20 protein-coding genes and 1 pseudogene are annotated in these 24,104 nt (G+C 46.0%); 11 read left to right on the forward strand and 10 right to left on the reverse strand.

Annotation, left to right across the window (positions count from 1 at the left end; genetic code table 11):
* Positions 1-75 precede the first annotated feature (75 nt).
* Positions 76-441 carry a winged helix-turn-helix transcriptional regulator gene (locus ABH897_RS20885; protein WP_014279306.1) on the reverse strand — a complete coding sequence of 122 codons (366 nt, stop codon included), beginning with the start codon at positions 439-441 and terminating at the stop codon, positions 76-78.
* A 157-nt stretch (positions 442-598) separates the two neighbouring features.
* Between ABH897_RS20885 and ABH897_RS20890 the strand changes: the two genes are divergently transcribed.
* From ABH897_RS20890 to ABH897_RS20925, 8 genes and pseudogenes are all read left to right on the forward strand, one after another.
* Entirely contained in the window at positions 599-1,789 is a 1,191-nt protein-coding gene (locus ABH897_RS20890; RefSeq protein ID WP_283654211.1) for an MFS transporter, read from the forward strand.
* 253 nt (positions 1,790-2,042) lie between these two features.
* Positions 2,043-2,885, forward strand: a complete 843-nt coding sequence (locus tag ABH897_RS20895; protein ID WP_404592659.1) for an aldo/keto reductase — start codon at positions 2,043-2,045, stop codon at positions 2,883-2,885.
* A gap of 168 nt (positions 2,886-3,053) precedes the next feature.
* Positions 3,054-4,085 carry a LacI family DNA-binding transcriptional regulator gene (locus ABH897_RS20900; RefSeq protein ID WP_283654213.1) on the forward strand — a complete coding sequence of 344 codons (1,032 nt, stop codon included), beginning with the start codon at positions 3,054-3,056 and terminating at the stop codon, positions 4,083-4,085.
* 183 nt (positions 4,086-4,268) lie between these two features.
* Positions 4,269-5,744, forward strand: coding sequence for a glycoside hydrolase family 32 protein (locus tag ABH897_RS20905; RefSeq protein ID WP_404592660.1), 1,476 nt, complete (start codon positions 4,269-4,271; stop codon positions 5,742-5,744).
* Positions 5,745-5,812: 68 nt separating this feature from the next.
* The gene (locus ABH897_RS20910) at positions 5,813-7,231 is read left to right on the forward strand and encodes a sucrose-specific PTS transporter subunit IIBC (protein WP_404592661.1); all 1,419 of its coding nucleotides are present in this window, start codon (positions 5,813-5,815) and stop codon (positions 7,229-7,231) included.
* Positions 7,232-7,654: 423 nt separating this feature from the next.
* Positions 7,655-8,239, forward strand: coding sequence for a hypothetical protein (locus ABH897_RS20915; protein ID WP_283654216.1), 585 nt, complete (start codon positions 7,655-7,657; stop codon positions 8,237-8,239).
* 41 nt (positions 8,240-8,280) lie between these two features.
* A complete protein-coding gene (locus tag ABH897_RS20920; protein WP_283654217.1) occupies positions 8,281-8,628 on the forward strand; it encodes a hypothetical protein in 348 nt (115 codons plus the stop codon).
* A gap of 93 nt (positions 8,629-8,721) precedes the next feature.
* Positions 8,722-9,285 (forward strand): annotated as a pseudogene (locus ABH897_RS20925) (PTS transporter subunit EIIC); the annotation flags it as partial.
* Positions 9,286-9,636: 351 nt separating this feature from the next.
* Here the strand turns inward: ABH897_RS20925 and ABH897_RS20930 are convergent.
* Both ABH897_RS20930 and ABH897_RS20935 read right to left on the reverse strand, forming a co-directional pair.
* Positions 9,637-11,055: a helix-turn-helix domain-containing protein gene (locus tag ABH897_RS20930; protein ID WP_283654218.1), complete on the reverse strand. Its 1,419-nt coding sequence runs from the start codon at positions 11,053-11,055 to the stop codon at positions 9,637-9,639.
* Between the two features lie 489 nt (positions 11,056-11,544).
* Positions 11,545-12,333: a helix-turn-helix transcriptional regulator gene (locus tag ABH897_RS20935; protein WP_283657528.1), complete on the reverse strand. Its 789-nt coding sequence runs from the start codon at positions 12,331-12,333 to the stop codon at positions 11,545-11,547.
* A gap of 201 nt (positions 12,334-12,534) precedes the next feature.
* On the opposite strand from ABH897_RS20935, the gene pyk reads away from it, so the two are divergent.
* Positions 12,535-13,950: a pyruvate kinase gene (pyk, locus tag ABH897_RS20940; RefSeq protein WP_283654221.1), complete on the forward strand. Its 1,416-nt coding sequence runs from the start codon at positions 12,535-12,537 to the stop codon at positions 13,948-13,950.
* A gap of 77 nt (positions 13,951-14,027) precedes the next feature.
* Here pyk and ABH897_RS20945 read toward each other — a convergent pair whose 3' ends face one another.
* From ABH897_RS20945 to ABH897_RS20975, 7 genes are all read right to left on the reverse strand, one after another.
* A complete protein-coding gene (locus ABH897_RS20945) occupies positions 14,028-14,426 on the reverse strand; it encodes a hypothetical protein (protein ID WP_044646453.1) in 399 nt (132 codons plus the stop codon).
* A gap of 258 nt (positions 14,427-14,684) precedes the next feature.
* Entirely contained in the window at positions 14,685-15,806 is a 1,122-nt protein-coding gene (locus ABH897_RS20950; RefSeq protein ID WP_283654222.1) for a GerAB/ArcD/ProY family transporter, read from the reverse strand.
* Positions 15,796-16,947, reverse strand: coding sequence for a GerAB/ArcD/ProY family transporter (locus tag ABH897_RS20955; protein ID WP_404592662.1), 1,152 nt, complete (start codon positions 16,945-16,947; stop codon positions 15,796-15,798). Before ABH897_RS20955 ends, ABH897_RS20950 begins: the two co-directional genes overlap by 11 nt.
* Positions 16,948-16,962: 15 nt before the next feature.
* On the reverse strand, positions 16,963-17,214 hold the full coding sequence (locus ABH897_RS20960; RefSeq protein ID WP_283657531.1) for a hypothetical protein: 252 nt from the start codon (positions 17,212-17,214) through the stop codon (positions 16,963-16,965).
* Between the two features lie 23 nt (positions 17,215-17,237).
* Positions 17,238-18,443 carry a Ger(x)C family spore germination protein gene (locus ABH897_RS20965; protein WP_283654224.1) on the reverse strand — a complete coding sequence of 402 codons (1,206 nt, stop codon included), beginning with the start codon at positions 18,441-18,443 and terminating at the stop codon, positions 17,238-17,240.
* Positions 18,444-18,483: 40 nt separating this feature from the next.
* The gene (locus ABH897_RS20970) at positions 18,484-20,079 is read right to left on the reverse strand and encodes a spore germination protein (RefSeq protein WP_283657532.1); all 1,596 of its coding nucleotides are present in this window, start codon (positions 20,077-20,079) and stop codon (positions 18,484-18,486) included.
* 154 nt (positions 20,080-20,233) lie between these two features.
* Positions 20,234-20,578, reverse strand: coding sequence for a DUF805 domain-containing protein (locus ABH897_RS20975; RefSeq protein ID WP_283654225.1), 345 nt, complete (start codon positions 20,576-20,578; stop codon positions 20,234-20,236).
* 436 nt (positions 20,579-21,014) lie between these two features.
* Between ABH897_RS20975 and abnB the strand changes: the two genes are divergently transcribed.
* Together abnB and cspD are read left to right on the forward strand one after the other, a co-directional pair.
* A complete protein-coding gene (gene abnB / locus ABH897_RS20980) occupies positions 21,015-23,450 on the forward strand; it encodes an arabinan endo-1,5-alpha-L-arabinosidase AbnB (RefSeq protein WP_283654226.1) in 2,436 nt (811 codons plus the stop codon).
* A gap of 399 nt (positions 23,451-23,849) precedes the next feature.
* Positions 23,850-24,050, forward strand: coding sequence for a cold-shock protein CspD (cspD, locus tag ABH897_RS20985; protein WP_013308356.1), 201 nt, complete (start codon positions 23,850-23,852; stop codon positions 24,048-24,050).
* Positions 24,051-24,104 lie beyond the last annotated feature (54 nt).

A 24,104-nucleotide genomic window follows, 5' to 3' on the forward strand; every position in this document is an offset into this window, starting at 1 on the left:
TTACATTGTAAATTATTGTACAAAGCTTCATCAAGGGTACAAGGACTTAGGAAGAAGGAAAGGGTGTACTCTTTTTTACAGCTTGTTAAGAATGTTATCCTCCAGTACAGCGGATTTATCCCCGTACTCTTTAATAATATGCTTTTCTCCCCAGGCGCACAGAGAATCCAAAATGCCCTTCAGACTACATCCGTATTCACTAAGCTCGTACTCCACTTTGGGAGGCACCTGATTGTAGCTAATTCGATTGACGATGCCGTCTTCCTCTAATTCCCGGAGCTGCTGCGTCAGCATTTTTTGTGTAATCGAAGGCATGATGCGTTTCAATTCGCTTGTCCGCATTTTCCCATGTGTCAAATGACACAGGATTACACACTTCCATTTCCCACCGATAACCTCTAAAGTCGCCTCAACCGAGATATTGTATTTTTTCTGACCCAATGTCGATCCCTCCGTGTGTTTCACCTTTTGTTTAGGGTACTTTTTGGTACCTATATCACTAAAAAGTACGTACTGTTCATACTTGCCTGAATAACTCATAATAACATCTGCTGGTCGAAGATTTCTACAGGCAGAAATAAAGATAGGAGTGAAAGACATGTCGTCAGACTCAAAACGAAGTATTTGGCCATTACTGGCTTTAGCCGTAAGCGCCTTTGCCATTGGGACAACCGAGTTCATCAGCGTGGGACTGCTTCCCCTGATCGCTGAGGACTTGCACATATCCGTAACCATGTCCGCCTTAACCGTCACGTTGTATGCCTTAGGGGTAACCATCGGGGCTCCCGTTTTGACCTCGTTAACATCAAGTGTTCCCCGTAAAACGCTGCTGCTGTGGATCATGATTGTATTTATTGCAGGCAACAGCCTCGCAGCGTTCTCCGGTGGAATTGTCATGCTGCTGATTGCGCGCGTGGTCTCGGCGTTCTCCCACGGGGTGTTCATGTCCATTGGCTCCACCATCGCAGCCGATCTTGTACCCAATGACCGCCGAGCCAGTGCCATTTCCATTATGTTCTCCGGGCTGACCGTAGCCACGGTCACGGGTGTACCCTTGGGAACCTTTATCGGGCAGCAATGGGGCTGGCGAGCGGCCTTCATGGCGATTGTGATCGTCGGTGTGGTGGCACTCATTGCGAATCTGATTTTGCTGCCATCCACTCTGCGAAAGGGGAACAGAACCCCTTTCCGCGAGCAAGTCAAACTGGTTACCAATGGCCGCTTGCTGCTTGCATTTATCATTACAGCCTTGGGGTATGGAGGCACGTTTGTGGTGTTTACTTATTTATCTCCATTGCTTCACGACATAACCGGATTTAAGCAGAGTACGGTAACGTTTATTCTTTTGCTGTATGGAATTGCGATTGCTATTGGGAATGTTATGGGTGGAAAAGCTGCAAACCGCAAGCCGCTTTCAGCTTTATTTTACATGTTCCTGATTCAAGCAATTGTCCTGCTCGTTCTGTTGTTCACAGCTCCTTTTAAAACCGCTGGACTGATTACGATCTTTTTTATGGGATTGCTTGCGTTCATGAACGTGCCCGGCCTACAGGTATATGTGGTGATGTTGGCTGAACGTTTTGCCCCCAAAGCCGTAGATGTCGCTTCCGCCGTCAATATTGCAGCCTTCAACGCCGGGATAGCCATTGGAGCATACGTGGGTGGAAGGGTGACTGATTCCTTGGGTCTTATTCATACGACCTGGATCGGGGCGATTATGGTTTTCGCTGCGGTTCTTCTCACAGGCTGGAGTCGCACGCTAGAAAAAAGGGATACGGCTGCTGCTTAAATGGAATATTTATGAAAGATACAGAGGATATAAGTTGAACTGGAAAAATGAAACACAAAAACGGAGTAGTCGGAATGGTGGCTGTACAAGCGAAGCGATCGCTTTTGTCCCCGGATTTCTACCTTAAACCTAGGCTTCATTTAAGAAATCCGGGGGCGGTGGCGATGGGAAGCACCATCCGACTGCGTAGTGGCACGATAAGAAACTTTTAGTTCAGCTTATATAGTAGATAATTTAGGAAGGAAGATAAACAATGACTCAAAACTTACAAAGCACAACAACATTGCACAACGGAGTTCACATGCCTTGGTTCGGAATCGGGGTATTTAAGGTGGAGGAAGGCTCAGAGCTGGTCGATGCCATCAAGGCGGCTGTGAAGCATGGTTATCGCAGTATAGATACAGCCGCAGCCTATGCTAACGAAAGTAGTGTAGGACAAGCCATCCGGGAAGCTCTTCGGGAAAATAACCTGTCCAGAGAAGACCTTTTCGTAACGTCCAAAGTGTGGAATGCCGATCTGGGGTATGAAGAGACACGGGCAGCCTATGAAGCAAGCCTGGACAAGCTGGGTCTGGACTATCTGGATCTGTATCTGATTCATTGGCCGGTTCAAGGGAAGTATAAAGAAGCCTGGAGAGCTTTAGAGTCCTTATATAAAGAAGGGCGGATCAAGGCTATCGGAGTCAGCAACTTCCAGATTCATCATTTGGAAGACCTTATGAAGGATGCTGAAATCACGCCAACTGTGAATCAGGTGGAATTTCATCCACAATTAACACAAACCGAGCTACTGCAATTCTGTCAAAAGAACAATATTCAAATGGAAGCCTGGTCCCCGTTAATGCAAGGCCAATTGCTTGATCATGCGGTACTGCAAGACATAGCGACCAAGTATGGAAAATCGGTGGCGCAAGTGATTTTGCGCTGGGATGTGCAGCAGGGAGTTGTCACCATTCCCAAGTCTACCAAGGCGCATCGGATTGTCGAAAATGCCGACATTTTTGATTTTGAATTGACGCAAGAGGATATGGACCGAATTCAGGCGTTAAATGCGAATCATCGTGTAGGTCCCGATCCGGATAACTTTGATTTTTAAACTCTATTTCCAAGATACGCCGTTCCTTTCTTTAATGAAAGGAGCGGTGTTTTTTGTCCTTGATGGGTCTGGAGCCACAGCATTCCAACCCCGCCATATGGTATTATAGGGTATGATAAAAGAGACGTTTTGGAAGCTTGTGAAAATGAAGACAATCCGGGGGACCTCATGAATAAGACGATTGCAGATATAGCCCAAATGGCTGGCGTGGCCAAGAGCACGGTATCCCGTTTTTTGAACGGCGGGGCTGTCAGCGTGGATACGAGACGTAAAATTGAAAAGGTGGTCAAGGCCACGGGTTATGTGCCTAATACCTTTGCCCAGAGCCTGAAAGCAAAGCGAACTAACATTATCGGAACCGTTGTGCCGCGTCTGGATTCCTTTGCCACATCCCATACGCTGATGGGTATAGATGAAGAACTTCGGGCCCAGCATTATCAGATGCTGATCTCGAATACGAGCCAGGATGTGAAACGTGAAATCGAAGCCATTTACGAGTTGGGTCGGCAAAAGATTTCCGGCATTATTTTACTGGCTGCTGAAATTACTGACGAGCATCTGACCGCGATCCGCGACATTGCGATTCCGGTTTTGCTGGTGGGGCAGCAGCACACGCAGCTTCACAGCCTTATCCATGATGACTACCGGGCGGGATATGATATCGGCGCATATGTTCTGTCACAGGGCCACCGTGAAATTGCCTACGTCGGCGTTACGGAAAAGGATGTCGCTGTCGGTGTGCGGCGCAAGGAGGGCTTTAAGCAGGCTGTTCGGGATGCATTGCCCAATCAAGCTCATAGGGACGATGTGAAGCAACTGGAGCGATCCGCCGGGTACGATATCAGATACTATGAAACCGGTTTTAAAATGTCCGATGCACGGGTGGCTGCGTCTGCGATTTTAGATGGATTTAAGCCGTCGTTAATGGTGTGTGCTACGGATAATATTGCGCTTGGCGTGATCAACGCGGCATATTCCAGAGGGATTGCCATTCCGTCGGAATTGTCGGTGACTGGCTTCGGGGGATACGATATTACGGAGGTGATTCATCCTGCGCTAACAACCGTGCAATATCCTTACATGGAAGCAGGACGCGTAGCGGCGCAAAATATTGTACGGCTGGTAGAACACAAACCGGTAGAGAAAGTGACTGTTATGAATTATTCTCTTATAGAGAGAGAAAGCGTTGACAAACGCTGAACAGGTGGATTATAATTTCTACGAAACCGGTTCCATAGCCTCGGGCACAAGTGGAATCGGTTGCAAATCCATGGATGAGTATATTTTTTTAATCGTACAGGAACCGGTTCCTATACATTATTTTTTTCATCAAATTGGAACCGGTTCCCGAGACGGAAGTTTTAATAAGAATGAGGTACACCTATGAAAATGACAAAAGAACAAAAGTATCGACTGATTGAGCAGGCAGAGCCCGGTGAAATAGCCAGCTTGGAGAAAAAGGTGGAGCAATGTCACTGGCGGCAGGAGTTTCATATTCAGCCATCGACAGGCTTGCTCAATGATCCCAATGGCTTTTCTTATTATCAGGGTGAATACCATTTGTTCTATCAGTGGTTCCCGTTTGGAACCGATCATGGAATGAAATACTGGTATCATTTGAAGTCCAGAGATTTGGTCACATGGGACGACGCAGGCATCGGTATCGCACCGGGAGATTATTTTGATTCACATGGTGCTTATTCAGGTAGCGCGATGGAGCATGAGGGCAAGCTGTATATGCTATATACGGGAAATACACGTGACGGGGACTGGATCAGACATCCTTATCAATGTATTGCCGTTATGGATGAGAGCGGTCTCATTACAAAATGGGAGCATCCCGTTATTCCGAATGTGCCGGAAGGATATACGGATCATTTTCGTGATCCCAAGCTGTGGAAGGACGGAGACAGCTTTTACTGTGTGATCGGTGCCCAGAGAGCGAATGCAACAGGCTGCGCCGTCCTTTATCGGTCAACCGACCTCCATACGTGGCAGTTTCAGGGGGAACTGCGTACAGGGCTGGAGACGTTTGGCTACATGTGGGAATGCCCGGATTATTTTGAACTGGACGGCTCGGGTGTATTGGTATTTTCTCCTCAGGGCCTGGAGCCTTCCGGGGATGAGTATCACAACATTTATCAGTCGGGCTATGTGATCGGCAAACCGCTGGATACCCAAACCAGAATATTGGAGCACGGCGTATTCCGCGAGCTGGACCGAGGCTTTGACTTTTATGCACCGCAGACGATGATCGACCCGCAGGGGCGGCGTATTATGGTGGCGTGGATGGGATTACCAGATATCGATTGTCCGACAGATCCGAACGGATGGGCGCATTGCCTGACGCTGCCGAGGGAGCTTACGCTTCATGAGGGCAAACTCATACAAAGGCCAATACCTGAGCTAACTACGCTTCGTAGAAAGCGTGAGGAACGGGTAGCCGACACATTAACGTCGGAGAGCAAAACCTATACGGGCTTCAAGGGTACGGCTTATGAGCTGATTTGTGAGTATGATCTTTTGAGCGCCAAGGCATGCGGTATTGAATTCCGCGCAAGTGCGACCGAGAAAACGGTGATCCGATATGATGCCGTTAGCCGCAAGCTTGTGTTGGACCGTTCGCAATCGGGTGAGCCTGTCGCTGCTTCGTATGGTGAGATAAGACAGTGCGCAGTGAATGGGGACCGTATCAAGCTTCATCTGTTCGTGGATACGTCTTCGGTTGAAATTTTCGTCAATAATGGGGAAGAGGTGTTCACCAGTCGTATTTTTCCGCACCCAGAGAGTGACGAAATACGCTTTTTTGCCGACAAGGGAGAGGCTCTCTTCCAAGCGGTAAAATGGGATTTTACATGAATATTCAAATCATCAAGTGGATCGTTAATCATCAATAACATAACGGAATGAACGAGAGGATGAACATCATGGCGGAGAACCGTGAAATAGCCAAAGAAGTGATCCAAGCAATCGGTGGGAAGGATAATATTGCGTCCTTTGCTCACTGCGCGACACGCCTGCGGATTATGGTGCATGACAAGGAGAAGATTGACCAGAAAAAGGTTGAGGAGATCGACAAGGTCAAGGGTGCTTTCTTTAATTCAGGTCAATATCAGATTATTTTTGGTACAGGGACAGTAAATCAGATTTTTGAAGAGGTTGAAAAACTTGGTGTGACCGGATCATCTAATGAAGAGGTGAAGAGTCAGGCGAAGAAGGAAGGCAACGTCTTCCAGCGCTCCATTCGTACCTTTGGCGATGTGTTTGTGCCGATCATTCCGGTGCTGGTTGCTACGGGGCTGTTCATGGGATTGCGCGGCTTGCTTACCCAGCCGCAAATTCTGGCCCTGTTCGGCATGACACCGCAGGATATTTCACCCAATTTTCTATTGTTTACCCAAGTATTGACGGATACAGCTTTTGCTTTTCTACCTGCGCTGATCGCCTGGTCAGCCTTTAGAGTATTCGGCGGCAGTCCGGTGCTGGGGATCGTTCTTGGTCTGATGCTGGTGAACCCGGCCCTGCCCAACGCTTATAGTGTTGCGGACGGCTCAGCCCAGTCCTTGACGATGTTCGGATTCATTCCGGTGGTAGGCTATCAGGGCTCGGTATTGCCAGCCTTCTTCGTGGGCCTGATCGGAGCCAAGCTGGAGCGGGCGCTGCGCAAACGGGTGCCAGAAGCGCTGGATCTGATTCTTACACCGTTTTTAACACTGTTGATCATGATTACACTCGGGCTGTTCGCCATCGGTCCGGTTTTCCATTCCTTCGAAGAGTGGGTACTGCAAGGAACGACGTTTGTACTGGATTTGCCTTTCGGTATTGCAGGGATTGTTATCGGTTTTCTGCATCAGATTATCGTAGTTACGGGTGTGCATCATATATTTAATTTTCTGGAAATTCAACTGCTTGAAAAGAATGGCGTAAACGCCTTCAATGCGATCATTACTTGCGCTATGGCTGCCCAAGGTGCGGCTTGTCTGGCGGTTGGACTGAAAACGAAGAACAGCAAGCTGAAGGCGTTAGCGCTTCCTTCCTCGTTGTCCGCTTTTCTGGGGATTACGGAGCCGGCTATTTTCGGGGTCAACCTGAGATATATGAAACCATTTGTCATGGGCCTCATCGGTGGGGCGGTCGGCGGCTTTATCGCTTCGCTCTTCCATTTGGCGGCAACAGGTATGGCTATTACGGTCATTCCGGGAACGTTGCTCTACATGAATCATCAGCTTCCGCTTTATATCTTGGCGAACGTGGCTGCTATGGCAGTAGCTTTTGTCCTGACCTGGATTTTTGGCTATAATGATAAAATGCTGGAGGAAGTCAAAACAGCAGGTTCCTCCAATTAACACCACCCTGGTGGTAGGAATAAGAAAGCACACGCCTAGGAATTAAATGTAACGGTCGTTCTACTTTGGAGCGCTCTCGCCCCTTGTTAAAAAGGGCTGCTAGAGAAAGTATCCAAGTGGGGCGGCCGTTTTTTTTTTGAAATTTAGTATTTCGTACCCGGTTACGCATCATGACTTTGATTGCCAGTCAGTTCGGAAGCGCAACGGGTTGCCAGAGTATTTACAATGACATGGACTTGGGTCGTAGAATAGTTTCCTTCCTTTAATGCGGTATTCCTTGACAAACTGTAGCGATTTTTATCAAATCCCGAAAAACAAAATTTTATGTCAATCATGTAAAAATTTCAAAAAATATATACGATGGTTATTTTGTGTGTTATCATATAAAAGTTGTTAAAATTTAGTATTTGGAGGCAATTATCTGTGAAAAAACTTCTTGTAACAATGCTAGTTATTATGTTGGTGGCCATTGGGCTGAATCCTGCAAGCTCTTATGCAGATTCATCTTCATCGGCTAAAGACGCTTCTAACCAGTCCCTATTCCCACCCTACTCCTCAATTGTTAATTCGGATACGCTCTTGAGCGGCTTGACGCTCGAGGAGTATAATGAAGCTATAGCCAATGCAGTTCCACTGGAGTCAGTAATTGTAAAAAGTGATAAAACTCAATCTATTGAAAAAATTTCCCCTATGGCTGTGCCATCTTGGTCATTTAGCCACCTAGGTCGTAACGATGGATTTTGGTCAGATAAGTTTTCAATTGGTTATGCAGGGTATGTACCTGTAAGTGTGGTGCAGTGGGGAGATGATAGTTCTTGGTCTCAACCTGATGTTGGTTATACACTCGTGAGTAGAGATTATTTGGGCAAGGTTCGCATGGTTTCTGGAAGATATACAGGCACGAATACAAAATTTGAAATCAAGGTACCAGAAGCTGGACAATACCAAATGTTAGTAAATAATTTTAATGACTACACTATTTCAGGGAACGGATTCATGGGTTATTAAATTTTGTTAATTGGATTATTTTTGGAAGGGAGGAAGTGAGTGTGAACAAGCGACTCAGACCAGTAGTTATTATTTTAAGTCTAATTGTCGTTGTCGGAGGGGCGGTGGCTGTTATCAAAAGTCAGACCTTTGCGAACAGCAGTAAGCCTCAAACCCAAACTACCAATGATCCTGACTGGCTCACACCTGAGAAAAAGAAGGAGATAAACGAGAAAGTGTTATCTTCACAAGCAGAAATTATACACTCAAAATATGGAGATTTTTTCCCTGTTGAAGTTCCGAATGAGTATCCAAGCGATCAGGTTGCAAATCGGGACAATCAAGAGGAGATAACAGCTCAGACAAAGCAAATTATCAAGAATAATTTTGTTTACGAAAAAAAAGAGTGAAAAAATTATTTTTTCTAGAACGCTCGTAAAAATGAGCGTTCTTTTTTGTGCGCCATGCATGGCGCGTAACTAGGCGGTGAAAGTCCGCTATGGGGGCTGACAGTTGCCAAGCTGGAGTGGGCGCTTTGCAAACGGGTACCCGAAGCGCTGGATCTGATTCTTACGCCATTTTTAACACTGTTGATCATGATTATACTGGGGCTGTTTGCTATCGGTCCGGTTTTCCATTCTCTTGAAGAGTGGGTACTGCAAGGAACGACGTTTGTACTGGATTTGCCTTTCGGTATTGCAGGGATTGTCATCGGCTTCCTGCATCAGATTGTCGTCGTTACGGGTGTGCATCATATATTTAATTTTCTGGAAATTCAACTGCTCGAAAAGAATGGCGTAAACGCCTTCAACGCGATCATTACTTGCGCTATGGCTGCCCAGGGTGCGGCTTGTCTGGCGGTTGGACTGAAAACGAAGAACAGCAAGCTGAAGGCGTTAGCGCTTCCTTCCTCGTTGTCCGCTTTTCTGGGGATTACGGAGCCGGCTATTTTCGGGGTCAACCTGAGATATATGAAACCATTTGTCATGGGCCTCATCGGTGGGGCGGTCGGCGGCTTTATCGCTTCGCTCTTCCATTTGGCGGCTACAGGTATGGCATCTACTGTTGGCGAAGCTCCATATGTAGCATCAACTGATGAAGTCTTTGCATGTAAGGGGAATTTATAAAAATGGAATAAACAGTAATAAAGTCCCGTCGTAAAACTCTATAAAATTCTAACTATAAGACCAATAGAACAAATAAATTGAGAACTATCATTTCTCGTAACTTAATATTTTTTTACTATTAAATATAAATATGTATAATAAAAACAAAAAAAGAAATCCACGCCGACCAGTTAAGGTTAGCGGGGATTTCTTTTGTTCCTATCCGTTTAAGCACCTCCAATGGTAACGTAAGGCTGAATACTATGGTGGTGGTTAAGTGCTTGATCCGGCACAGTGACAATAAACAAAAAGCTAGCCGCGATGATCAGCAGTACCATTTTTTTCAACATTGTTCATCCACACCTTTTCAATAAGATTTAAAAATGCTGCTTTAGTTTCTGGAACCGAATAATCCTGAAAGTGTAGAAATAGGCCCATACAATTTATAAAATAAGTCTCATTATTTAGTTTATGATAACTGATCATTGAATACATCAAATGTTTAAAGCCATCAATGTAAGAACCTCGATGTAAATCATAATAAGCTAATTCGTAACCAAACCACGCGATATAGTCCGGTATCACCTGTTGAGTATACATATCATCGGATGGAGGCTGTTCAGAAAGAGAACTAATCTCCGTTTCAAACCGTTGAAGTATATCATCCACGTCCAATTCAAATCGGTTTGCTGCAATTATAACATTCAACAATTTGGAGATTTCCTCTTGTTCATTAGAGCCTGATGTCGCTGCAATATATTCAACATAATCTTGAAGCACGCTTATATCTCCAGACAAAAGCTTATATACGTGAGTATTACCTTCCGCCCAATGTTGAAACAAACCGATCCAGTGTCGGGTATCCTCGTCCTTCTCTTCGACCCAATCTAAATTAGCGTAGGCATATGTATAATCTAGAGCTTGTTGAAAATCGCCTTGGGCTTCACAGACACTTGCACACAACAGGTCAGCATAGGTGATGTACACAAACATAGGACGACTTAGCTTTTTTTCGGACTCCTTATGCTCTCGTTTCTTCTGTTGATGTTTCATCGAATATTGAATTTCCGCTTTCACCTTCATTTTTCGAGCTATTTCATCAAGCCTATCCCATTGACGCAAAGACCTGTACACGTTAGCCAAGTCCTTCAATGCGTCAAGCTGATCTATTTCATCCAAGCGCTCAACAAAAGCTTCAAATATCGTTGCTGCCCTGAGATTTCGGTTTTGATCGTCTCCAATCTGGATCGTGAATATACGATATTGACAGACTGCCAAGCGTTCAGAATGTTGGTACTTCTCCACTTCTGCTACATTCTCATAGAGCACCAGCGCAGCAGCATGTCGTCCTTGTGCCAATAGCGCTTCTGCAATTTCAAATAGTTTAGGTGAATAGAGTAGATTGTCCATGATTTGTCCAACGATTCGACTGATCGCATCCAGCTTGTCCAGCTCTGCACAACGATATAGCAACCGCTCAATTCGACGCATATTGGGAGAGTGTTCGATGATGTAGTCATCTATGAATCGTTCGTAAAAAAAGCCTTCCGGTAAATCCATAGCCTCAGTGATTAGATCAAGCTGGTTAACAGATATAGGACTATTACCAGTTACAATGCCACTTACTATTCCTCTGTTAATGCCTGCAATATTCCCGAATTGCGTTAGGCTCAAACCCTCTTGTTTTAGGTATTTGTCTAATTCCGCCCGAATCGTAGGTGTATGCTTCAAGTCATAACCACCCTTCACATAAAAATTCCATAATTTTATATTCTTTCATTCTATTTTTCTCCAAAATTAACCATATGTCAATATATTTTTTGACTAATGTATAAAGGCGAATTTTGGCATATTAATGCATATGGAAATGGAAAGGACGAGTGATGGAAGCGGAAGTAAGAGGGTGAAAAAGCGCACTCCATAAAGAGCGCGACTTGTGAGCGAAGCGCTGGGGCATCGGTAAATGATTTCAATCCACGCACTCACATGTAGTGCGACAGCGAAAAGGCTTGAATCAAGCATTGACATTCACCCATTACAACCCATCTAAGTCCTTTTCGACAAATTTCGAGGTGTGAAGGAACCGGGGTTTTTATGTGAGATTCACATTCGCACTTTATAAAATGAGGTATTTGTTGTCTATCCAGTTGAATCCAACATACATTTAAATACGGAGTTTCGCAAACTTTTCCGCCTTCTCTTTCCACTGTACAAGACAAGCTAAACGATTGAAGACCGTTCATCCAGAAATTCGGATGGGGAGCAGCCTGTCAGCCGTTTGAATATCCGATGAAAATAGGAAACATCACTATACCCCACATACTCTGAAATTTCACGAATCGTCAGTCGGGACTCGGTCAGCATGTAGATGGCGGTTTTAATACGTTGCGTATGTACATGCTCGCTGATCGTTTGGCGTGTTACCTCGCGCAGCAGTGTGGCTGCGTAGTTGGGCGTTTTACGGATCGCGTCGCCAAGCTCCTCCTTCGTCACCTTTTCCCGATAATGATTCTGAATATACTGCTTCATATGCTCTACATGCTTCTCTTTATCGCAAGAAACGGCACCCTTGTCCCACTCCTGATTGATATAAATCATCGCTTCGGTCAGCAAGCAGTCAGCCATCATTGCATAGTAGCTCGGACGCTCCGTCCATTGGTAGTACACCGACTTGATCCGTTCATGCAGCATATCGTAGCATCCCAGCTTGATCAGCAACGGCTGGTCTGTATTCAGTAGGGGGAGTGCGTGGTTCGTACATGTTTTGCGGCAATGTATCACATACTTGGTATGAAAAAGTGTAGGAATGCTCTTGCCGTAGTAAGGCAAATGTCCGGGCAGAATCAGCGCTTCTCCCTTGCCGAGAATAAACTTGCAACCGTTCACCCAATATACACATTTTCCAAAGGTAACCAAAATGAACAGTAAGTCATCGTCGCTGCTATTCGGGCCAGCCTTTTCGTACCAGTCTATACCATGGTCCTGTCGCATGTCCGTCATTGTAATCACGAGGCCCACTCTCCGATGTCTTAAAAAATTATTGTACTGTAGTACATTCATCATACTATAGTTCATAGTCTTGGCGCACGGGTACAAGTAAAATAGAACCATAGAAGTTTAATAGATAGAGAACTGAGGATTTTGCAAAAATCCTGAAGTGAAAGTGGATAGAAACCAAACAGTAAAGACATTCAGGAGGATGACATTACTATGCTTAAAACGAAAATTATCTGTACTATGGGACCTGCCTGCGACTCCATTCATTTGTTAAAAGAAATGATCCAGGCTGGTATGACAGTAGCCCGCTTGAACATGGCTCACGGGGAGCTGGAAGATCACGTTAAACGTATTGAAAATGTGCGACAGGCTGCGAAGGAACTGAACACCTTTATTCCCGTCATGATGGATATCAAAGGACCGGAAATACGGATTGGCAAGCTGAAAGAAGCGTCCTGTCTGCTGAAGCCAGGTAGCCAGCTTATTTTGACCACGGAAGAAATTTTGGGGGACGAGCACCGCATTTCGGTCAACTACCCGGATATGCCGAAGGATATCAAAGCAGGCGACCGTATTCTCATTGATGATGGCTTGGTCGATCTGACTGTAACCTCTATTGAGGGAACCGAAATGATCTGTACCATTGTAAGCGGCGGTATTTTGAAGCCAAGAAAAGGTGTGAACCTGCCAGGGATTCATACGACCCTTCCGGGCGTGACAGAGCGCGATGTGAAGCACATCCAATTCGGGGTGGAGCAGCGCATTGAGCTTATTGCGGCTTCTTTTGTGCGTAAAGGCGACGATATTCGCGAAATTCGCGAGATTTTGAAGGGACATAACGCTGAGCATGTACAAATTTATTCTAAAATTGAAAATGCCGAAGGTATGGAAAACCTCGATGATATTATCAAGGCTTCGGACGGTATTATGGTAGCCCGTGGTGATCTGGGCGTGGAAGTGCCGATTCAGGACGTACCTGTGATGCAAAAGGAAATGATCGACAAGTGTAATCTGGTCGGCAAGCCGGTAATCGTGGCTACACACATGCTGGAGTCCATGCAGGTCAACCCGCGTCCGACGAGAGCCGAAGTTAGTGACGTGTTTAACGCCGTTATGCAAGGAGCCGATGTGGTTATGCTGTCGGGCGAATCTGCTGCGGGTAAATACCCTGTTGAATCCGTACGGACAATGGCTGCTGTAGCTGCCAGAGCTGAATCGCAATTTGATTATCAGGAGCAGTTCGATAAGCGCAGAGCACGCCAAAGCACGAACATTACCGAGGTCATCAGTCAAGGTGCGGTTAGTTCGTCCCTGGAGCTGGATGCCAAAGCAATCATTACGTCTACGGCCAGCGGCTTCACGGCCCGTATGGTGTCCAAATATCGTCCGAAGGCTCCAATTATTGCAGTTACCCCGAACAATACGGTGTTCGCTAAAATTTGTCTGTTATCCGGGGTATTCCCGGTCAAAGGCGATAAGGTAGTGACGACGGATGAAATGTTCGAATCCTCCATCCGCAACGCCCTGAATGCAGGGTATATTCAAAAAGGAGACACCGTTGTCGTGTCGGCAGGCGTTCCTGTCGCAGAGGCCGGTGCCACCAACCTGATTCGAGTACATCAAGTGTAAGCGTAGATACAGACAGCAGAAAGGCGCTGATCCCCAACGGGCTCAGCGCCTTTTTTACATACTATTGTGTTGCAGGCTTACAGTCCAAACACACTCTTGGCAACGACCTGCGTCAACTCTGCCTTATGGGCTTGGTACTGTTCAGGCGTAATGCTCTTGCTGGCCAGCCGTTGATCCAGCTGCTCTGTCAACTGAGCCACCTGCAAATCAACGACAGCCTGAGCGTCCCGTTCATTATATTGTGCAATATCTGCCAAGGTTTGACCGTTATACAACGCATCATACAATTGCTCATCCGAGGATACACCCAGTGTTTCCAGCAGCTCATCATCCTTGGAAGCCTCACTATCCTGTAGCTGAAGGGCTCTTTCTGGAGCCAGTGCAGAAGCATTGGCCCGACTTCCCCATGTAGAGGACTGCCCAATAGACAACGCCAGCAACAAGGTGCAGATAACCATGATTCGTTTTCGATTCATAAGAGTAAAGTCTCCTTTTGATTTCTTTGAAATTCTGACAAGGTGGAGCGGTATATGGATATCCAACGGGAGTAATATTCATGCTTTTAGCCCATCTGGCTTTTATGTAGTTACCAGATTCTTAAATACATCATACACGCCCAATCTTAGCGCCAGCTTAATACTCGTTTAAAATAAACTAAAAGTTCGCATTGTAAACAGGTAACAGCAAAAAAATTTCACCGATGCTTGTAGGATGGCTCGTACGATGGATGTGATCTATCCTTCGGTCCCTGTTTTTTTCTTTGACCAGATTTTTCGTATCCCATGCATACAGAGCAGCAGCAGAGGCAGAAAAAGGCCCATAGATAAGGAAAAAGGTGTCCATATTTTTGCATCCCAGGATTGCTGGTATGGGACATTTGGGTATATGATCACCGACATGACGATCAGGATCATTCCGATAGGGAAGATCAGCGGACGATCATCTTTTAGATTAAAGATTTGGCTAATGGCTATCATAATCGATTGCATATACAGAGCCAGCCTGAAAAAGAGCGAAATAAACCACATGGCAGCCATGATCGCTTCAATACGCTGAAGAAAATTTCCAATGTTTATTTTTTTGGCTAATGAATAGCTCGGATATATATTTCTTGCTGTTAAATCAGGGCCAAAAACCAAAACGGCCAATACAATGAGTACAACCAGAACCAACCCGCCAATCAGGCCTCCTGTTAAAAAAGCCCTGCGCGCTTGATCAGGCTGATCTACAAACGGAAAAATCATGAGAAAAACAATATGGGTCAGAAACGCAATACTAATAAAGGACAAGGCGGCAGACCAAATGGGTCCAACTCCCTTCTCCAGCATCGGTTGGATGTTCTCCAGCTTGATATTGGATACGATTAAAACGACAAAAGCTGTATACAGCAAAATGAACAAGGGAAACAATAGTTCAGCAGAACGGGCTACCGTTTCCAGTCCCAGGCGCACGCCCATCAATACAATGAGCGCAAAGAGGATGTTGACCGCTTGCATCGGCGTTTCTGGCATCATTTGAGTAGTCAAAAAATTCCCCAAATCATACAACACCGCAGCAGGACCCCCCAGAAAAAACATAACCATAAACAGTAGAGCAATGGATTTCCCCAACCACTTGCCCAAAAGGGTCTCCATGATTTCGATCAGGGTCATCTGCGGATACAGGATGGTGATCGTGTTGTACAGCCATATCAACAGCAGCCCGGCGCCCACTCCGACGAGTGCAGCGATCCATGCATCCTGTTTAGCTGTAGCGGCCATAACAGAAGGGATGACGAGAATTGCAGTGCCGATTGTAAATAATATCGTTAAGATCAACAATTGACGTGTGGAGATTTTGACTTGCTTATGCACCATCCTCACCTCTATTTTCACGTTTATCATCCGGCTTGTTATTCTTGTTTGTCCCCAGCCTTTTCAGGGCATGTATACTGAGCAGCAGTAAGGGTAAAAACACCCCGAACGATAGTGCATAGGGAATCCACGTCTTGGTATCATAAGCTTGTTGATAAGGCACATTGGGATATACGATGGTCGACAAGGCGACTAAAAGAATGCCGAGAGGAAGCACTAGCTGGCGGTCATTTTTCAAGCGAAAGATTTGGGCTATGGCTGTCACAATGGAGTGCATATACAACGTGATCCTGAAAAAGAGCGAAATAAACCACATCGTAGCCATGATCGCTTCGATACGTTGTAGAAAATTGCCGATGCTAATTTTTTTGGCTAACGCATAGCTTGGATATATATTTCTTGCGGTTAGATCAGGACCTAGTACCAAAATAGCCAATGAAACGACCACGACCAACATTAATCCGCCAATCAGGCTTCCTGTGAAAATAGCTTTACGGGCTTGGTCGAAACGATTGGCAGAAGCCGGGAAGATCATGAGCAGAATGATGTGAGGCAGGAACGCTGTGCTGACAAAGGACAGGGCAGCAGACCCAATAGGCCCGACTCCAGCCTCCAGTACAGGTTGAACATTTTCCAATTTAATATTGGACACTATCAAACCCGTAAAAGAAATATAAAGCAGAATAAATAACGGAAACATCAGTTCGGCAGAACGAGCTATCACTTCCAGTCCCAGCCGGACAGCCAACAATATAATAAGCGCAAAAAGAATGTTTACCGCTTGAATCGGTGTTTCCGGGATCATTTGAGTGGTCATAAAATTCCCCAGGTAGAATAAAACGGGAATAGGAGCATTGATGAAAAATGTGGCGAAAAACAGAAGACCGACAGCTTTGCCTAGCCACTTTCCGAGCAGGGCTTCCATAATTCCAATCAGGGTCTTCTGCGGATACAGCGACGCAAGCTTGATGTACAAATACAAGACGAGAAGCCCGGCCACGACCCCGACAAGCGCGGCCATCCACGCATCCTGCTTGGCTACCTCCGCCATGCCTGACGGGATGATGAGGATTGCGCTCCCGACCGTATATAAAGTCGTCAAGATCATAAGTTGACGTGCTGAGATTTTGATCTGCCCGGGCACTAATTTCACCTCGTCTTATTTTATTAGACCGATATGGGTCAGGAAATCGCTGAATGGTCTATACACGGCTGCGATCCAATCCAGAGGAGTAGGAATAAACCCACTTAATACCTTGGCACTGCTGATCCCGACCCCAAGAAATAGCAGGATGTAAAACAGCCAAAGTTCTTTTTTTAAACCCTTTTTCCGCATGTACGGGACCTCAAACATGCTGATTGCAACAGCGACCAGCAGTATGCCCAGCACGTTCATTATTTTAGGCAGCATCTTTTAACACCTTCTTTGGTAGGTTACTCCTTCATATCATTCAGGAATGAGCTGCCAATCGTGCCCAAGCGTCGAATTTTGAAATCGACCTTGATATCTACAGGCAATTCTGCGAAATGCTCACGATCCCAATTTTTTTTCAGTGCACTCCAGGTCTTCGGATCAGCACGGTGAATGGCTTCGCCGAATCCGAAAATGTCAGCTTTGTACGATTTTTGAGCTTTTCTGACGGCTGATTTCATAATCCCTTCGACCTTTTCTTCCTCTTTCTTCTCCAGCTCATAAATCGTGCTCACTTTAGTTAAATCCAGGCCCTGACATTCGACTTCTCCCACATTGGCCTCAACATGCATTTTAATATTGATCCGGGGCTCCCCCCTATGCACGTTTCCTTTTATGGCAGTTTGGGTCCGAATGATCTCCGTGACGACTTTTCCGCCTTCGGGGCAGGCCACAAAGCCGACAGAGCTTTGCACTTTGCCGAGAATGAAGTTGTAGCCCCTGCTTTCCGTTTCGTCTAACCATCCGATTAATTTGTCTTTTTTGAACACTGCAAGTCCCGAGTACTGTAAACGGACAGGTGGGTCGATCTGTTGGACATTGCTGTTCGATTCTCCCATTTCGGTATTGCCAACGATCCGAAGTCCTGTCAAGACAGGCTGCATTCCTTCGCTGGTGAGAGCTGCAATCAATTCATCCAGGGTTACCGTCATACTGGGCGACCAGTTTTTCTCTGATGTTTCCAGGGCGGAGAAAAGATCATTCGCCGGAATCGGGTCCAGGGGTGTCATAATTTTCAATGTGTCCTCCGCACTGGTGCCCTTTGACACCACAATATAAAAGTCGGTGCGAAACTGATGATCCCTGGAGAGTAAATCGAGAGCTTTCGCCATCCCTTCCGTTGCTATCGACTCACCGATTACGCATATGCGCAGGTGAGAAAAATACATTTTTCGGGGACTGAGCGTCGTAATTTTCCGGATGGCTTCAAACACAGTATCCGCTTCCGTGGTGTACAACGTGGCTGGAGCCCTACTGCCTGATCCTTTTTTGGATGCTGCTTCTCCGGGGTCCACAACCTGGACGGAGACACGGAATTGATCTCCATGTTTATCGATCCCCATCCCGACGGCGATAGCAAGCTCATTCAGCTCCCTGCGGTTCCAACAGCCCGTCAGAAGCAAGACGAGTGTAAGCATCAGGAACAGAAATGCCGTCTTCTGTTTCATGCTTGTCTACTCCTTTCCGTCTGTTCCTGTCTTCTTCGCTTTATTCCCGTGGTTTCCGAGGCGGGGTGCTGTTTCGGCGATTCACATTTTTCTGATTTATCAGCCGGGGACGTGTAATCATCATCCAGTGAGGAAGCCGAAAGATGGTATCCTTGGTGTCCGACGGTATTAAAGGGGCAAAAGGAGCCATATAGGGAATGCCAAACGAACGAAGGCTGCACATATGCAGGATGAGGGCAATGCCGCCGACGATAATCCCGAATAGTCCAAATGAAGCGGCAAGCCCCATCAAGGGGAAGCGCAGCATACGAAAAGCGATGGACATATTATAGGCAGGCAGGACGAAGCTGGAAATCGCAGTAATGGATACGACAATAACCATCGCCGCTGATATGATCCCGGCCTGGACAGCCGCTTGTCCGATGACGAGCGTGCCTACGATAGAGACGGCTGCCCCGATATACTTTGGCATGCGGACGCCGGCTTCCCGTAATATTTCAAAAGTCAATTCCATCATGAGCGCTTCGATAAAGGCGGGAAAAGGAACGGACTCCCGCTGTGCCGCCAGACCGATCAGCAGTGAGGTTGGCAGCATTTCCTGATGAAACGTAGTGATGCTAACATATAAGGACGGACCAAGCAGGGAAATGAAGACCCCGGTGTAACGAAGAACCCGGATGAAACTGCTGATGTCCGCACGCTGATAATAATCCTCCGCCGCATGTAGAAAGGAAACAAACAGCGCAGGTACGACAAGCACAAACGGGGTTCCATCTATCAGGATCGCGATCTTGCCTTCCAGCAGCTCGGCGGCGATGACGTCCGGGCGTTCGGAGTTGTATACTGTCGGAAAAGGGGTAAATGTTTCGTCCTGAATTAACTCCTCGATATATCCGCTTTCAAGAATGCCGTCTACATCAATGCGATTCAGCCGTTCATGTACTTCTTCGACCAATTTATGGTCCACGATTCCCTTGATATACATGACTGCGACATCGGTTTGGGTCACGCGGCCAATTTGTTTTGTTTCCAGCCACAGGTTCGGATCTTTAATCTTACGTCGGATCAAGGCTGTATTCGTGCGCAGTGTTTCCGAAAATCCTTCCCGCGGCCCACGGACGACATTTTCCGAGGCGGGCTCGGTGACCCCGCGATCCTTCCATCCTCGTGCGCTGGCCACGATTCCCTGCGTCTCACCGTCAACCAAAATGATTGCATCTCCGGATAACAGAGCGTTATATAAGGTTTCAAAGTCGGTAACATCCCGGATGTCCCCGATGGTCAGGGCGTAATCTTTTAAAATCTGCAATACATGGGAGGAGGTTTGGATGCTACGCTCCACGTCGCTGGACAAGCTGCTATCCAGCATCATCGACTCCATAATGAAGTCAGAGACTATATTTTTATCCGCCAAACCGTCGGTATAGAGGATCGCAATGATTTGTTCACCATCCTTGCCGATACGAACCTCTCTTATGATGATGTCGGTGCTGTTACCGAGTGCTTGTCTGATCCGCTGAAGATTTGACCCGATATTTGGACTGAGCTGCGCCTCTGAATGTGCAGGCTTACTCTCGGTGTGCTGGACAGGTGGCTTTTTAAACTTGTTGTGGATGCTTCTATTCCGAAAACGCATGAATGTTCGCCCTCTCCTTGCGGATGTTTTTTAATCCAGTATGGACGCAGTGGGCTTCTCATAAACTTACTATTGGAATTTCGATGGGTAGAAGGGGAATATGAAAAGAACCTCTTTCACAAGAATGAAAGAGGTTCTCAGGCATTTGCACCAATTACAATTTAGGATTTTTTCCATATTTGTTCTCAGCGGGTTGACTGTCTTGGCATAAGAATACAATCAGGATAATAGTACCAACAAGAGGGATTAAACTGATCAAAATCCACCATCCGGTTCTGCCTGTGTCGTGCAGTCTACGGGCTATAACGGCCAGAGACGGCAACAGGACAGCCAAAGAATAAAGGTACGTCAAGATCGGAGTTAAGCCCACAAGACCATCGATCAAACCGATTATAAAAGCCGCGATCACATTGAACAGAGCAAACATCCAGTATTCTGTACGTCGTGCTCTACCTTGGAATCCTACATAGTTTTTTAATCCATTTAAATACCATTGCATATATTTTCACCTCCTCAAAAAAATTTAAAGGTTTACTTTAAGGTAATTCAAAATTGTTCTTTTAGGTATATCGGCAGGAAGGAAATAGAATTTTACTTGTAAAATTATGGTTCTAAAATGGGCGTATACACAACTAATTTATTAATGTTAATAATTTAATGAATAATTTATAAAAATATAAAATTATATATTGAATTTTCCACATTCATTGAATAATATAGAGGTACGGTTAACCGTCAGGTTTGAATCCGCCTTCTTAACAGAAGGTACTTTTATTTTCCGAATGAATTGAAAGCGCTTAAATTCAAGATGGGGGGATGAGCGACATTTAATTCGAGGGTGAAGATGCTAATACAAACATAATCCTGACCGCCTTACTTAATATCGTCTTATGTTTAACAATCAGGTATGTTCAAAAACGAGAGGAGATTAGTTTATGAAGCCATTATTTTTTCGCAAGGTAACGGCAGCTTCTCTGGCGGGTGCGCTGCTGCTGCCTGCCTCTTATGCAGGCGCCGAACAAATGCTCAATCCGGATACAGATGGGATTCAAGCTGCAGGGCAGATTACCCTTCAAGATCAAAACCAAGAGAACATTTCCATTCAAAGCAAAAAGACCGTTTCTTTCAAGGAAACTTCCGTACATGATCCATCCATTCTGAAAGTGAAAGATACATTTTACATTTTTGGTTCCCATCTTGCTGCTGCCAAGTCCAAGGACCTCATGAATTGGGATACGATTGCCACAGGAGTAGCGAATGGTAATGTATTGATTCCCAACGTCAAAGAGGAATTAAAAGAAGCGCTGGATTGGGCCCAGACAGACACGCTGTGGGCAGCGGATGTCATTCAACTGGCCAATGGAAAGTTTTACATGTACTATAACGCCTGCAAGGGTGACTCCCCGCGTTCAGCAATGGGTCTAGCAGTTGCCGATAAAATTGAAGGGCCTTATAAGAATAAAGGCATTTTCCTGAAATCTGGCATGTGGGGTCAACTGGGTGAGGATGGGACGATCTATGACGCAACCAAGCATCCGAATGTCGTGGACCCGGACACTTTTTACGATAAGAGCGGCAAGCTCTGGATGGTATACGGCTCCTACTCAGGAGGCATTTTCATTCTGGAAATGGATGAAAAAACAGGGAAGCCGCTGCCCGGACAAGGCTACGGGAAAAAGCTGACAGGCGGTAACCATGCCCGTATGGAAGGGTCGTACATACAGTACAGTCCGCAAACGGACTATTATTACTTGTTCCTGTCTTATGGGGGCTTATCGGCAGATGGAGGATACAACCTTCGTGTGGCTCGATCCAAAACACCGGATGGTCCTTTTTACGATGCTGAGGGCAACGATATGATCAAGGTCAAGGCGAATCCTGACAAGCCTCTTTTTGATGACGCTTCCATTGAGCCGTACGGTGTCAAGCTGATAGGGAACTATCTGATTCCAAGAGAAATTGGGGACTCGGGTACTGGACTGGGTACAGGCTATGTTTCACCCGGACATAACTCGGCTTATTACGATCCCAAAACGAAAAAGCATTTTCTGATTTTTCACTCCCGTTTCCCGGGCAGAGGCGAACAGTTTGAAGTGCGGGTGCATGAAATGTTTATGAACGCTGACGGTTGGCCTGTAGTTGCTCCTTATCGTTATTCTGGGGATGAGGATTCACTGAAGAAGTTGTCGGAAAAGGATGTCCTCGGTCAATACTCGTATGTAAATCACGGGAAAGAAATCTCGGCCAATATTAAGCAAGCCGTGACCGTCAGTTTGGAAAGCGGCGGCAAACTGTCCGGCGGCGCGAGCGGTACATGGAAGCTTGGTACAGGTAATCAGCTGGAGATTACGGCGGATGGCACGAAGTACAAAGGTGTATTCCTGCGGCATCTTGATCCAGATACGGGCACCAAGACGCTTGCCTTCACTGCCCTGTCCTCCAAGGGTGTTGCGGTCTGGGGTACGTTGAAGCCTGAGCAGAAGGCCAGCAAAATTGTAGCCGCGGTGCAGAAGGATTTGAGCTTGGGCGATACGAGCAACGTTTTTTATAATCTGACGCTTCCTACTCAGGGAACACAAGATACCACCATTTCGTGGGAGTCCTCACGTCCCGAGAACATTTCCGTGACAGGTGAAGTGTACCGTCCAGAAGCGGGCTCCCAGCCTGCAACGGTCACATTGACCGCGACCATAAAAAAAGACAAAGCAACAGCGAAGAAAAGCTTTATAGCCACGGTTCCCGAGCAGGCTCAGGGTCCGCAGCTCGCGCACTATTCATGGAGTGAGGATCAAGGGACAACGGTCGTGGATAGCACATACAACAACTATGATGGCAAGGCATTTGGGGGAGCCACATGGGACAAGGAAGGGAAGTCCGGCGGAGCTCTTGTTTTGAACGGCAAGGATGGTTACGTGCAGCTGCCGGGCATGGTAACGGATGCCGAGGACTTTACTTTTTCCGCGTGGGTAAACTGGAAGGGCGGCGCAGCCTGGCAGCGGATTTTTGACTTTGGAAATGGACAGAGCCGCCATATGTTCCTGACTTCATCCCAAGGAAGCGGAGTGCTACAGTTTACGATCCATGAAGGTACGGATCAAAGCTTGCTTTCGAAAGCACCGCTGCCATTGAACCAATGGACGCATGTAGCGGTTACACTGGAGGGGAACACTGGAAAGCTGTATGTAAACGGTGAAGAGGTAGCTGTTAATGATAGCGTTACCTTTAACCCGAGAGAACTGCTGACGAGCGAGGCTTATCTCGGCAAAAGCCGCTTTGCTGCCGATGCCAACTTTAATGGCAGTCTGGATGAGGTTCAATTGTATAACAAAGCGCTTACAACAGATGAAATTAAGGCATTGGCAGGTCTTTGATGCTGGTAAAACAATAACGTAACCGAGTAGATGCAGGAGACGGGCTTATTATAAAAAAAGTTCGTTTCCTGCATAAGTTTTATATATTTATTTTTCTTTTGCTGGTATAATAATAAGCAGTCGTGGATATACTGTTTTAAGTAGGCGTTGATGAATGACTTTCGCCTCATGAATACGGCTTAGAAACGTAAATAGATGACAAGAGCACTCTGCATAATTTAAATTCCCCAGTGCTTGCGTTTTCAATACACTTATGGTAATATGAGTATATTGAAATTGTGACCTGAGATTCGCATATTGTAGAGGGTTATTGTTTTAGGTTGAAATAACCTTGTACAATATGTGAATTTTTATTTGTAAAAAATAAAGGTCATATAAATATATTTTGGAGGTAATTCCATGCAAACAGGTACAGTTAAATGGTTTAACGCAGAAAAAGGTTTTGGTTTCATCGAGGTTGAAGGTGGAAGCGACGTATTCGTACATTTCTCCGCAATCCAAGGCGACGGCTTCAAATCTTTGGACGAAGGCCAACGCGTAGAATTCAACGTAGTTGAAGGAAACCGTGGACCACAAGCTGAGAACGTTGTAAAACTGTAATTTAAAATTACAGCCTACTTCAAATGCCCCGAACATAGCGTTTGGGGCATTTGT

The sequence above is a fragment of the Paenibacillus sp. RC73 genome (assembly GCF_044908085.1).
Taxonomy (GTDB): Bacteria; Bacillota; Bacilli; order Paenibacillales; family Paenibacillaceae; genus Paenibacillus; species Paenibacillus terrae_A.